Annotated in this window: 10 protein-coding genes; 6 read left to right on the top strand and 4 right to left on the bottom strand. The window is 75.0% G+C overall.

The genetic code is table 11. From position 1 onward, the window contains the following. Positions 1 to 25: 25 nt before the first annotated feature. From V2S66_RS28855 to V2S66_RS28840, 4 genes are all read left to right on the top strand, one after another. Entirely contained in the window at positions 26 to 1,120 is a 1,095-nt protein-coding gene (locus V2S66_RS28855; protein ID WP_330799669.1) for an NlpC/P60 family protein, read from the top strand. A 288-nt stretch (positions 1,121 to 1,408) separates the two neighbouring features. After that, positions 1,409 to 3,187 (top strand): ArnT family glycosyltransferase, encoded by a 1,779-nt coding sequence (locus V2S66_RS28850; protein WP_330799668.1) that lies wholly within the window; start codon positions 1,409 to 1,411, stop codon positions 3,185 to 3,187. A 370-nt stretch (positions 3,188 to 3,557) separates the two neighbouring features. Beyond that, the gene (locus V2S66_RS28845) at positions 3,558 to 4,280 is read left to right on the top strand and encodes a GAF and ANTAR domain-containing protein (RefSeq protein WP_330799667.1); all 723 of its coding nucleotides are present in this window, start codon (positions 3,558 to 3,560) and stop codon (positions 4,278 to 4,280) included. A 5-nt stretch (positions 4,281 to 4,285) separates the two neighbouring features. Beyond that, on the top strand, positions 4,286 to 5,062 hold the full coding sequence (locus V2S66_RS28840) for a GAF and ANTAR domain-containing protein (protein ID WP_330799666.1): 777 nt from the start codon (positions 4,286 to 4,288) through the stop codon (positions 5,060 to 5,062). A gap of 61 nt (positions 5,063 to 5,123) precedes the next feature. Here V2S66_RS28840 and V2S66_RS28835 read toward each other — a convergent pair whose 3' ends face one another. Next, positions 5,124 to 6,098 carry an acyl-CoA desaturase gene (locus V2S66_RS28835; RefSeq protein WP_330799665.1) on the bottom strand — a complete coding sequence of 325 codons (975 nt, stop codon included), beginning with the start codon at positions 6,096 to 6,098 and terminating at the stop codon, positions 5,124 to 5,126. A 223-nt stretch (positions 6,099 to 6,321) separates the two neighbouring features. Continuing rightward, positions 6,322 to 7,605: a phosphopyruvate hydratase gene (gene eno, locus V2S66_RS28830; protein WP_330799664.1), complete on the bottom strand. Its 1,284-nt coding sequence runs from the start codon at positions 7,603 to 7,605 to the stop codon at positions 6,322 to 6,324. 93 nt (positions 7,606 to 7,698) lie between these two features. Between eno and V2S66_RS28825 the strand changes: the two genes are divergently transcribed. Beyond that, positions 7,699 to 8,568 (top strand): winged helix-turn-helix transcriptional regulator, encoded by an 870-nt coding sequence (locus V2S66_RS28825; RefSeq protein WP_330799663.1) that lies wholly within the window; start codon positions 7,699 to 7,701, stop codon positions 8,566 to 8,568. A 107-nt stretch (positions 8,569 to 8,675) separates the two neighbouring features. Then, positions 8,676 to 9,299 carry a bifunctional 4-hydroxy-2-oxoglutarate aldolase/2-dehydro-3-deoxy-phosphogluconate aldolase gene (gene eda, locus V2S66_RS28820; RefSeq protein WP_330799662.1) on the top strand — a complete coding sequence of 208 codons (624 nt, stop codon included), beginning with the start codon at positions 8,676 to 8,678 and terminating at the stop codon, positions 9,297 to 9,299. A 102-nt stretch (positions 9,300 to 9,401) separates the two neighbouring features. Here the strand turns inward: eda and V2S66_RS28815 are convergent, their stop codons facing one another. Both V2S66_RS28815 and V2S66_RS28810 read right to left on the bottom strand, forming a co-directional pair. Continuing rightward, the gene (locus tag V2S66_RS28815; RefSeq protein WP_330799661.1) at positions 9,402 to 11,645 is read right to left on the bottom strand and encodes a glycosyl hydrolase 2 galactose-binding domain-containing protein; all 2,244 of its coding nucleotides are present in this window, start codon (positions 11,643 to 11,645) and stop codon (positions 9,402 to 9,404) included. Positions 11,646 to 11,817: 172 nt separating this feature from the next. Next, on the bottom strand, positions 11,818 to 12,696 hold the full coding sequence (locus V2S66_RS28810; protein ID WP_330799660.1) for a PhzF family phenazine biosynthesis protein: 879 nt from the start codon (positions 12,694 to 12,696) through the stop codon (positions 11,818 to 11,820). Between the last annotated feature and the right edge of the window lie 113 nt (positions 12,697 to 12,809).

Genomic DNA, 12,809 nt, shown 5'->3' with positions numbered 1-12,809 from the left:
GTCCGCTCGCCAAGGAGGCCACGCCGTGAATCCCCAGTCGTCCCATCGTGGCGGGAACCGCCAGGGATCGAGCCGTCGCGGGCTGTTGGGCGCCATCGCGGGCGGTGCCGCGGCCATCGCCATCGGCGGTTACGCTGTCGAGCGGTCGCACAGCGGCGGCGGTCACGACGACGCCGCACCCTCCGGCAGCGCATCGCCGGACGGCGCGACCTCCAGCGCCGCGCCGACCGGCGGCTACCGCTTCGAGCGGCTGTCCTCGCCCGGCCGCACACTGGTCCGCGGCGCCGACAACAACGTGCTGGCCACCTTCACCGACGGCGCCCGCACGGCTGTGCTGACCGGTCCCGCCAGGACCTGGCGCGAACCGCGCACCACCAGCGCGGTCGTGGGCCATAACGCCTGGGTCCGGCTGATGCCGGCCGAGTGGCACCAGGGCAAGGAGACCGGCGACTGGTTCCGCGGCTGGTTCCCCAAGGCGCTGGCCGACACCAGCCCCGACGTACTCGCCATCGCGTTCCAGTACGGCGACGGTTCTCCCGACCACACCAGGGCCAACGGCCTGCGCTACGCGGGCGACGCCGCGTTCGGCCCGAAGGTGCCGGGGGAGTCGCAGACCTCCTTCCACTACCGGGACGAGAAGTCCGACTTCTACGACTACCTCGGCATCCCCTGGACGTTCTCCGACGGCACCCGCAAGACGCCGGAGACCGCGCGCTACGGCGACGTGGACTGCTCGGGGTTCATGCGACTGGTCTGGGGCTACCGCAGCGGATACCCGATGCACGCCACCAACGCCCCCGGAGCCGGCCTGCCCCGCCGCGCCTATGCCATCGCCGCGTACGCGCCCGGCGTCCTGCTGATCCCGGACACCAAGCAGCAGCCGACCGACTTGAGCGTGCTCCAGCCGGGCGACCTGGTCTTCTTCGCCATCAACATAGGCAAACCGCTCGCGATTGACCACTGCGGCATGTACCTGGGCCTGGACGACCGCGGCCACCCGCGCTTCTACTCCAGCCGATCGCAGGCCAACGGGCCCACGATGGGAGACCTGGCGGGCGTCGCGCGACTGGACGGGACAGGCTTCTACGCGGAAGGGCTCCGGGTGGCCCGCCGGCTGTGACCCCTTCCGCGGCCCGGTGACGGATGGACGTCCGCCGCCCCGGCCCCCGTTTCGCGCCGTATCCCCCGCATCCGTTCTGCCCGCGCCGACGGCGCCGGGGCCCCGTCCCGTCCGCACCTCGCCACGAGAGCCGCCGCCATGGTCACCACGTCCGACGCCCCAGACTCCGCCGGGCACCGCCGCCGCGCGCAGCCACGCCCGCGCCTCCGGTGGCCCTCGCAGGCGGAACCCGGGGCCACCGGTCCTGCGCCGGTCTGGGAGGCGCCCGCAGTCGCGCTGGTCCTCCTCGTGGCCGCTGTGCTCTACGGCTGGGGAATCGGTCACGCCGCGGTGCACCCCTACTACAGCGCCGCGGTCCGCTCGATGGGCACGAGTTGGCACGCCTTCGTCTACGGCGGGCTCGACCCCAGCGGTTCGATCACCGTGGACAAGATCCCCGGCGCACTGTGGCCGCAGGCGCTGTCCGTGCGGGTCTTCGGCGCGCACGCCTGGGCGGTCGCCCTGCCGCAGGTCGTCCAGGGCGTGCTCACCGTCGCTGTGCTGCACCGCACCGTGCGCAGCTGGGCGGGGCCGGTGGCCGCGCTGATCGCCGCGGCGACGCTGACGGTCACCCCCGTCGCGGTGGTACTCGACCGGCACTCGATCCCGGACACGCTGCTCACGCTGCTGCTCGTGTGCGCGGCCGGAGCACTGCACAAGGCTGTGCGGACCGGCCGGCTGCTGCCACTGCTGACCTGCGCCCTGTGGGTGGGTCTTGCCTTCCAGGCCAAGATGCTGCAGGCGTGGCTGCTGCTGCCGGTGTTCGCCGCGGTGTACCAACTGGCCGCCCCCGGAACCTGGGTGCGACGCGCAAGGCGGCTGGCGCTGGCCGGTGCGGTGTCTTTCGCGGTCTCGGTCACGTGGCTGCTGCTGGTCTGGGCGACCCCGGCTGCGCACCGCCCGTACGTCGACGGCAGCACCGACAACAGCCCCTGGAGCATGGTCTTCGGCTACAACGGGGTGAGCCGCTTCGGCGGCTCCCAGCACGCGCTGGGAGCCGTCGCGGGGACCGCGGCGAGCCGCACCACAGGCAACACCGGCTGGACGATGCTGGTCAACCACACCGTCGGCCCGCAGATCGCCTGGTTCCTGCCGCTCGCAGCGCTGGCCGCGGTGACCGGTGTGCTGTGGCGCGCGGGAATGCCGCGCACCGACCCGCTGCGCGCCGGGTTCCTGCTGTGGGGCGGCTGGGTGCTCCTGCACGTGCTGGTGTTCTCCTTGTCCAGCGGCAACCACGGCTACTACACCGTGGTGCTCGCACCCGCCCTGGCCGCGCTGGCCGGCGGCGGGGTCGCCGGGTTCTGGGTCGAGTACCGGGCAGGCGGTCCACGCAGGGCGGCGCTGCCCGTCGCCCTCGGCGTGACCGTGCTGTGGTCGGCCGTCCTGCACGCACCGCATCGCGCCTTCGCTCCGTGGTTGCTGCCCACCGTGCTGATGCTCGGCCTGTGCGGGGTGCTGGGACTGTGGGCCGCGGGACCGCGCTCGACGCGGCGCTCGGTCAAGGGCGCCCTCGTGGCCGGCATCGTCGCGACCCTGCTGGCGCCCGCCACCTGGGCCGTGGCATCCCTCGACCCGTCGTACGCGGGCTCGGCCATGTCGCCGCTCGCCGGTCCCGTCGGCACCGCCTACACAACCATGCGTGAGGGCGGGACGACCGCCGCCGTAGGCCTGAACCAGCCCAGCGCGCGGGACACCGCACTGCTGGGATACCTGACCGCCCACCGCGGGGGCGCGAAGTACCTCCTCGCCACCCAGGCGGCCTACTCCGCCGAGCCGCTGCTGCGGGCGCGCGCGCAACCCGTGCTGGTGATGGGCGGCTTCACCGGCCTCACCCCCTTCCCGACCGCCTCGGGGCTGTCCGCGCTCGTCACGTCCCACGAGCTGCGCTTCGCCCTGCTCACCTCCAAACGCCCCGCCACGCCCGCAACCGCGTGGATCAAATCCCACTGCGCCCACGTCCTGCCCCGGGTCTACGGTCGCACCAGTGAGGGCAACTTCCGCCTCTACGACTGTGCGACCGCCCGATGACCGGCCCGACCGCTGCCACTCGTCGACGAGCGCGACCCCCCCACCCTCCCCTTCGCGCCCGCCAGTCGGCCCGCGCGCGTGCGTCCGGCCGAACAAGGCGTGCCGATCGGCGAACCGTGTAAGCCATTGGCTGCGAAAGCCCCCGCGCGTGGACCGCAGGGCGCATCATGGAACCTGAGTGCCCCCGACCCCGGCACGCCCGGCTTTGTACGAGCGCGGCGAACCCCCTGGGGGTGGGCACAGTTGACGGCCATCAGCAGCACTGCGAACGCGTTCACCTGCTCGCACCATGCCGGCTGACCTGTTCGCGGGTCCGGCGCGACCGGTCCGCACCTTCACGCGCGGCCGACGCGCCCGGCGGGCTCGCGCCGTGATCTCCGACACGCTGGCCGCGGTCCTGACCCGGTTGTACCTGGGCGCGCACGAGGGTCTGGCGGCGGCGTGCACGAAGGCCCTGCAGGTCGACGGGTTGGCGCTGTCTCTCGTGGTGGACGGCTGGGAACCGGAGCCGTTGTGGCACTTCGGCACGGCCAGCGCTCTGCTGGAGGAGCTGCAGTTCACACTGGGTGAGGGGCCGGCGCCGGACTGCGTCCGCGCCGGCGTCGCCGTCACGGTCCCGGACTTCCCCGCGACACCGTCGGTCCGCTGGCCGGCGCTTTCCACCGCCGCCGCGGAACTGCACCTGCCCGTGCGCGCCCTCTTCTGCTTTCCCCTGCGTCTGGGCGCGGTCCGCGTGGGGGTACTGACGATGACGACCGACACGCCGGGGCCGTTGACAGCGACGCAGACCAGCGACGCCCTCGCGCTGACCGCGGCGCTGACGGCCTGGTACCTGGGCGGCCACGAGGCCGATCTGCTCGGCGCGCCGGGGACCGGGCCGGCGGAGCTGAACCGGGCCGAGACCCACCAGGCCACCGGCATGGTCAGCGTCCAACTGGGGGTGCCGCTGGCCGAGGCGCTCCTGCGGCTGCGCGCCCGCGCCTACTCCCAGAACCGTCCACTGCACGAGGTGGCCGGCGAGGTGACGGCCCGCCGCCTGCGTTTCTTCCCGGATCCGGACGCACCGTCCGCGCCAGACAATCGAGAGGGATGATCGGCATGGCCCGCCCGTTGCGCCTGATGGAGATATTCGTGGAGCTCGCCGATTCCCTCATCGACGACTTCGACGTCATCGACTTCCTGCAGAGGCTGTCCACCAGATGCGTGGAGCTGCTGGACATCTCAGCAGCCGGAATTCTCCTGGTCGACCAGCACGGCGAGCTTCAGGCCGTCGCCGCCTCCGACGAGCACACCCGCCTGCTGGAACTCTTCGCCCTGCAGCACTCCGAGGGTCCTTGCGTGGACTGCTACCACTCCGGCGAGGCCCGCGTGAACATCGATCTGACCGACCTCGACACCACGGAGCCCTGGGCGCGCTTCGCGGTCCGGGCCAGACAAGCCGGCTTCCGCACCACCCACGCGGTTCCGCTGCGCCTGCGCGACCGCGTCGTGGGAGCCCTCAACCTGTTCCACACCGCCGACGTCCCTCTCAGCGACGAGGACGTCGCCCTGGCCCAGGCCATGGCCGACATCGCCACCATCGCCATCCTCCAGCAACGCACCCTGGACCGCTCTTCCCTGGAGAACTCCCAGCTCCAGAACGCGCTCAACACCCGCATCGTGATCGAGCAGGCCAAGGGAATCCTGGCCGAGCGCTGGAACGCCGGCGTCGATTCCGCCTTCAGCTCGCTGAGGGCCTACGCCCGCGCGCACCAGTTGAGGATCACCGATCTCGCCTACGCGGTCATCGACGGCCGCCTGGACACCACCCTCATCCCCGCGCCCTCCGCCGTCGACACCTCCCCCGCCGCCCGCCGCCGGCGCCTCCCCCGCTGATCCGCCACGGGAGCCGGACCGGCGGCTGCGGCGTGGGCCGGGCGCCGGGCCGGCCGCGGGGTCAGCGGACGGCGCCGGTCAGGCGGCGCGCGGCGAGGCGGTCGGGGGCGGGCCAGCGCACGTCCTGGACCCAGCCGAGGCGTTCGAAGAGGCGGATGACCGCGGCCGACGGGTCGAGTTGGCCGCGATCCACCCCGTGGCGGGCGCAGGTCGGGTCGGCGTGGTGGAGGTTGTGCCAGCTCTCGCCGAAGGACAGCAGGGCCAGTGGCCACAGGTTGGTGGCCCGGTCGTGGCGCCGGGTGGCGAAGGGGCGGGTACCGACCACGTGGCACAGCGAGTTGACGCTCCACGTCACATGGTGCAGGAGCGCGATCCGGATCAGCCCGGCCCACAGCAGCGCGCTGAGTCCGGCCTGCCAGGCCCCGCCGCCGAGCGCGTACCCGATGCCGAAGGGCAGGGCGAGCGTCACCGCGCACAGCACCGGGAACAGCCGGGAGACGGTACGGATGCCGCGGTCGGCGAGCAGGTCGGGGGCGTAGCGCTCGACCGGGGTGGCGTCGGCGCGGAAGAGCCAGCCGACGTGGGAGTCGAGCAGACCGTGCAACTGCCCGGAGACACCGGTGCCGTAGCGGTACGGCGAGTGCGGGTCACCGGGCCGGTCGGTGAAGGCGTGGTGCCGGCGGTGGGTGGCCACCCAGCCGATCACGTCGCCCTGGAAACTGAGCGAGCCGGCCGTGGCCAGGGCGATCCGCAGCACGGGCCCGGCGCGGAAGCCGCCGTGGGTCAGCCCGCGGTGGAAGCCCACGGTCACGCCGAGGCCGGTGAGCACGTAGAGGACCGAGGCGAGGACGAGATCGGCCGGGCGCACCACGGCGCTGCCCCACCACAGCCACAGGGCCAGGCCCAGCCCGGCGAACGGCGCGCCGACGATCAGTCCCGTCACCGTCACCGCGACCCGCCTGCCGGTGGTCCATCCTGCGGGCTCGGCCGGGGCCGCGGCAGCCGTGAACGGCTGGGTGCCGTCGTACGCGGGCACCGCGGGCAGTCCTGTGCGGGGAGTTCCGGGGGTTCGGGGAGTCCCGGGAGCCCGGGGCGGAGAATCGGTCATCACACTGCTCCTGAACGCGGTGTGCGGCCGGGGTCCGGGGCAGCGGAGGGCAAAAGGTCGTATGGGACACGGTACTCCGGGCATCGGCGAGGCGAGGCGCGTCCCCGCGCGCCGGGAACCTCTCTCCGGCCGCGGCCGCCGGCGCGGCGGGTCAGCGGCGCAGGGCGAGGGCCGCTCGGCCGGCGTAGCGGGCCTGGGTGCCCAACTCCTCCTCGATGCGGACGAGCTGGTTGTACTTCGCGGTGCGGTCGGAGCGGGAGAGTGAGCCCGTCTTGATCTGGCCGCAGCCGGTGGCGACGGCGAGGTCGGCGATGGTGGTGTCCTCGGTCTCGCCGGAGCGGTGGGACATCACGACGGTGTAGCCGGCGCGGTGGGCGGTGGCGACCGTGGCGAGCGTCTCGGTGAGGGTGCCGATCTGGTTGACCTTCACCAGGACGGAGTTGGCGATGCCGTCGCGGATGCCGGCGCGCAGCAGCGCCTCGTTGGTGCAGAAGACGTCGTCGCCGGTGAGCTGGCAGCGCTCGCCCAGCCGGGCGGTCAGCGCCTGCCAGCCCTCGTGGTCGTCCTCGGCCATCGGGTCCTCGATGGAGGCGACGGGGTAGCGCTCGACCAGTCCCGCGAGGTAGTCGGCGTGCTCGGCGGGGGTGCGGCGGACGCCCTCGCCGGTGTAGTCGTAGACGCCGTCGCGGAAGAACTCCGAGGTGGCCGGGTCCATCACGACGGTGATGTCGTCGCCGGCCTGGTAGCCGGTCTGCTCGATGGCGCGGACGACGAAGTCCAGGGCCTCCTCCGCGGTGCGCAGGTCGGGCGCGAAGCCGCCCTCGTCGCCGACGTTCACGCTGTGCCCGGCGGCGACCAGGTCGGCGCGCAGGGTGTGGAAGACCTCCGAGCCCATCCGGACGGCCTCGGCGAAGGTCGCCGCGCCGATCGGGGCGATCATGAACTCCTGGAAGTCCAGCGGATTGTCGGCGTGCGCGCCGCCGTTGACGATGTTCATCATCGGCACCGGCAGCACCCGGGCGTCGACGCCGCCGACATACCGGTACAGCGGCAGCCGATGGGCGGCCGCGGCGGCCTTGGCGGCGGCCAGCGAGACGCCGAGCAGCGCGTTGGCGCCCAGCCGCTCCTTGGTGCTCGTGCCGTCGAGTTCGATCATCGTACGGTCCACGGTCGCCTGGTCCTCGGCGTCGAGGCCGATGACCGCGTCGGCGATGCGCTCGTTGACGGCGTCCACCGCACGGCGTACGCCCTTGCCGTGGAACCGCGCGGGGTCGCCGTCGCGCAGCTCGACCGCCTCCCGGGCGCCGGTCGAAGCGCCCGACGGCACGGCCGCCCGGCCGAGCGAGCCGTCCTTGAGCTCGACGTCCACCTCGACGGTCGGGTTGCCCCGGCTGTCGATGATCTCCCGTGCGACGACCCGGCTGACAGCGGTCACGATGCAACTCCCCACGCAGGGCCCGCGCGGCGGCGGGCGTTAAGTTCCTTCTAGAAACAAAGTGAGTGCCGAAAAGGAACTTACTATGGGCGGATGAGGATGCACAACGCTGACGAGACCTGCGGCATCGCCCAGGCCGCCGTCGTCCTGGGGGACTGGTGGAACGTGCTGGTGCTGCGGGAGGTCGCCCGCGGCCAGGTCCGCTTCGACGCGCTGGCCGCCGAGATCGGGCTGTCCCGCAAGGTCCTGACCGAGCGCCTCGGCGGGCTCGTCGCCCACGGCGTCCTGCGCCGCAGCCTCTACCAGCGGCGCCCGACCCGCTACGAGTACCTGCTCACCGACGCCGGGCTCGCGCTGCTCCCGGTGCTCGTCGCCATGCAGGACTGGGGCGACCGCTGGGTCCTGGGCGACGGGAGCCTCACCGCGACCGCGGCGCAGGACGGCGCCGAGCACGCCCGGGTGCACGCGCTGGCCGGCGCCCGCCTGCCCGGCGGCCTCGAACTGCCCGGCGCGCGGGGCGGCGTGCTGCCGGTCGTGGCGCCGGACGCCGCCGCGACCGTGCTGTTCACCTACCCCGGCACCGGCGTCGCCTGGGACGAACCGCTGCCCGGCGCCGCCGGCTGCACGCTGGAGCACCGGCTCTTCCGCGACGCCTGGCCCGACTTCCGCCGGGCGAACCTGGAGATACGCGGCGTCAGCACGCAACTCCCGCACGAGCAGGCGGAGTTCGCCGACGCCGAGCAGGTGCCGTACCCGCTGCTCTCCGACGCCCGCCACCGGCTCGCCGCGGCGCTGCGGCTGCCGACCTTCCGCGGCGCGGGCCGGCTGCGCCACAAGCGGCTGATCCTGGTCGTCGACGCCGACCGGACCGTACGGCACGCGCTGTTCCCGGTCGACGACATCGCGCACGCCGTCGACCGGAGCCTGCGGCTGGCCGCGGACTGCGCGTCCGGCCGGGCGTGACCGGGACGCCGGCAGCCCGGCAGGCCGGCGGGCGGGCCTGTGGGTCGCGTTGCGCAGGGCGCAACGTGCGTTGCAGAGGGTGGGGCGGCCGGGATAAGGATGGCCCTATGGAAACCGTGTTCGACCTCGCGCCCGCCGTCGTGCCCGTCGTGGTCCTCGACCACGTCGAGGACGCCGTACCGCTGGCGCGGGCGCTGGTGGACGGCGGCCTGACCGCGATCGAGATCACGCTGCGCACGCCCGCCGCGCTGGAGGCGATCCAGTCGGTGGCGCTCGGCGTGCCCGGCGCGGTGGTCGGCGCCGGGACGGTGCTCACGCCCGACCACGTGGCCGCCGCGGCCGCGGCGGGCGCGCGGTTCCTGGTGAGCCCCGGCTGGACGGACCGGCTGCTGGACGCGATGCGCGGCTCCGGGCTGCCCTTCCTGCCCGGCGTCTCCACCGCGACCGAGGCGCTCGGTCTGCTGGAACGCGGCGTCACCGACATGAAGTTCTTCCCCGCGGAGGCGGCCGGCGGCCCCGCCTACCTGCGCTCACTGGCCTCCCCGCTGCCGCGGGCCCGCTTCTGCCCCACCGGCGGCATCGACGCCGACCGCGCCCCCGGGTACCTGCGGCTGCCCAACGTCCCCTGCGTGGGCGGCAGCTGGATGCTGCCGCAGGACCTGCTGCGGGCCCGCAGATGGGACGAGGTGACCGCCCTGGCCGCGAAGGCCGCGGCGCTGGGCGGCAGTTGATCCCCGTACGCGCTCCCCGCCGCCGCGCACCCGGCCGCCCCCGCACCGCTCCCTGCGCACATCGGATGTCCTACGGCCGCGGTGTCGCGGTCACGCCCTCCCTCAGGCGGTCACCCGGGCCGCGTTGTACGCCTCGGCCGCCACCGGCGGAGGCGGCACGCCGTCGTCGCCCGCCCACGACAGGGTGACCGTGCGCGCCTCCCCCGGCAGCAGCCACAGGAAGTTGTCGGCGGCGCACGCCGTGTCCTGGCCGCCCAGCGACAGCCGGACCAACGCGGCAGGCGCACCACCGCGGTTGGCGACCTCGGCGGTGACCGCGGACGGGCCCGCGGCCGTGGTGCGCAGCGAGAGCGGCACCTGCGGCAGGCCGTTGAGCGCGCGCAGGTCGGTGGGCGTGCGGTACCGCCAGTAGTCGTTGGCCGACAGCGTCCGGCCGTCGGCGCCGGCGAGGGTCAGCCGCAGCAGGTGGGTCGCGGGCAGCGACCGGGTGAACGGCACGGTGAACGCGCGCCCGACGGCCGACGCGCCGACGTCCATCGTCCGGGTCACCGGTGGGCCGATCGGCCGGCCGCCGAGGTCGTGCAGCTGCGCGGTCACCACGGCCCCGCGCACCGGGTGCGGCGTGCGGTTGACGACCGCCACCGCACCGTCCGCGGGACTCGCCTGCACGTGCAGCGGCTCGGCGGCCTTCCGCGCGCCGAACCGGCCCGCGTCGGTCCACCCCACCGGCCCCCGGCCCGTCCCGCCCCCGCCGCCGCCCCCGGCTGAGAGCCCGTAGCCGCCCGGCCCGCTCCCGTACCCTCCGCCCGGCCGGAACCGCGACGCCTGCGCCTCGGCCTCGACGACCGCGCGCAGGCACTCGTAGTCCACGAACCGGGCCCTGCGGGCGAACGCCGCCTGTGAGGTCGACACGCCGAGCCGCTCCTCCACCGCCCGCACGAACGCCGCGGGCAGCCCCTCGCACGACGGCTCGGCGCGCACGTCCCGCCGGGTCTCCGCAGGCCACCACGCCCGCCCTGACCCCGCGCCGAACCCGCCGCGCCCGGCGGAGAACGGCGCCACCACAGGACGCCGCGCGGTCGCACCCGCCGGCGCGGCCGGCCCGGCGCCGACCCGGGCCGGCGTGGCGAACAGCGCGCGCCGGCTGAGCACGAAGCGCACCGGCGCGGCCTCGCCGGCGGCCGCGCGCAGCCGCACCCGCGAGCCGAGTTCCGCGGCCAGGCCGCGCGCCGAGGGCGCGGTGTGCTGCGGCGCGAGCCGGGCATCGGGGCAGCGCGGCGCCCTGGCGGCGGCCGCCGTGTCCGGGCCGGCCGGCTGGGGCGCGGGCGTCAGCCGTACGGCCAGCGCGTGCGGCCCGCGGCGCCCGCCCGCCTCGCGCACCGCCTCGGAGACGTCGAACTCGGCGCGGGCGAACGGGTGCGGCAGCGCGCCGATCCGGCGGCCGTCCAGCCACACCTCCGCGGCGTGGCCGAGCCCCTCGACCTCCAGCCACAGCCGGCCGTCCCCGCCCGCGCCGGGCGCGGAGCCGGCGAACGCCGCGGCCGGCAGCACGAACTGCCGCCGGTACCACCAGGAGCGCCGCTCCCGCGCACCTCGGGGCCGCGCGGCGAACGCCCCCTGCGGCAAGAGGCGTTCGCCGCGCCGCACGCCCACCTCCGTGCCCGGTGCGGCAGCCGGCAGCCGGCCGTCGCGCGCCGCGCCCACCGCCGACGCGACCGCGCCGGTGACCGCCCCGGCCCGGTCGTCCAGCACCAGGTCCCAGCCCGCCGCCATCGACCACCACCCGCCGTCCGCCGGTTCGCCGGGCGCGGCGCCGATGTCCGGCACGGGCACGGCGTACGGATCGCCGTCCGGCTCCGGCGCGAGCCCCGCCGCCGGTTCCGTCCGTCGCAGCGGCTGCGCCGCCCAGGCCGCCCAGCCGACCGCGGGCGACCGCCCGGCCGCGGCGCGGGTGCCGTGCACCCGGAGGCCGGCCAGCCGGGCCGGACCGGAACCGCCGCCGGGGAGCGGCGTCAGCCGGAGCCAGCGGGCGGCGACCGGATCGTCGAACCGCACGGCGGGCCCGGCGCCCGGCCCGGCCGCCGTCTCGCCGGCCGGGCGCCAGACCGCGCCGTCGGTCGAGGTCTCGACCCGGACCGCCGGGTACGCCGAACCGGTCCGGCCGAGCGGCGCGGCCTCGTACACCGCCTCGAACACGGCCTCCACGGAGGCCACCTCGCACACCGCCCGCAGGTCGAGCGCGATCCACCGGGGCCTCCTGCCCGTGCCCGTTCCGAAGGCCGCGAGCAGAGTCCCCGGCGGGGAGACGGCACGGCGGCTCGACACGTGCGGAGGGTTCTTCGGCATGTACACCGCTCCGTTCAGGAAGGCTGACGGTGGGAGGTCCGATGGCTCTGACAACGTTGCCATACTGCCGATGACAACGTTGCCAAGGAGTTTCCCCCGTGCTGTCACGCCTTTCAATACGGACGATGGACACATTCTGGGAACAGAACGACCGCAGCGCGTCAGCGGCGCCTCATTCCGGGATGGGCGCCGCCTCGCCGCTCACCCGCACCCGCGAGTCGCCCGTGCGCAGTTCGACGGTGAGCACGCCGGGGCGGCCGAGGTCGTCGCCCTGACGCAGCGTGAGGACCTCCGGCACCGGGCCCAGCGTGCGCAGGTACGCCCCGAAGGCGAGCGCCGCCGCGCCGGTCGCCGGGTCCTCGACGACACCGCCCACCGGGAACGGGTCGCGTACGTGGTACACCGTCGCGCTCTCCCGCCACACCAGTTGCAGCGTCGTCAGGTCCTGCGAGGTCATCAGCGCGGCCAGCCGGTCGAAGTCGTAGTCCAGCGCGGCCAGCCGGGCGCGGGTCGCCGCGGCGAGCACGAGGTGGCGGGCGCCGGCGTAGGCGATGCGCGGCGGCAGCGCGGGGTCCAGTTCGGCGGCGTCCCAGCGCAGCGCGGCCAGCGCCTCGGCGACCACCGCGCCGTTCGGCTCCGCCACGGACGGCTCGACGGACGTCAGGGTGGCCCGCAAGGCGCCGTCGGGGCCGGCCGCCACCCGTACCGGCACCTCGCCTGCGGGGGTGCGGAAGAGGAGGTCGCCCGCGCCGATGCGTTCGGCCAGGGCCACGGCGGTGGCCACGGTGGCGTGGCCGCAGAAGGGCACCTCGGCCTTGGGGCTGAAGTAGCGGACGTCCAGGGTGCGTCCGTCGGTGGCGGCGCCGCCGTCGGCGGCGCTCCGCGCGGTCACGAACGCGGTCTCCGAGTAGCCGACCTCCGCGGCGATCGCCAGCATGCCTGCGTCGTCGAGCCCGGAGGCGTCGAGCACGACCCCGGCGGGGTTGCCTCCGGCGGGGTCGGAGGAGAAGGCGGTGTAGCGCAACACGCCGGTGCTGTCGGAGGAGGTCATGATCGCGCCAACCGGCCGAGGCGGGCGGGTATTCCGCCCTCTGGGCGTGGCCTGCGTCGCATCCGGCCGGCCGCCCTGGCGTCAGCCGCGGCCCGCGTACGGCATGGCCGTGG

Origin of the sequence: Actinacidiphila polyblastidii (assembly GCF_036353415.1) — a bacterium.
Classification (GTDB): Bacteria; Actinomycetota; Actinomycetes; order Streptomycetales; family Streptomycetaceae; genus Actinacidiphila; species Actinacidiphila polyblastidii.
This window is presented reverse-complemented; position numbering and strand designations above follow the sequence as displayed.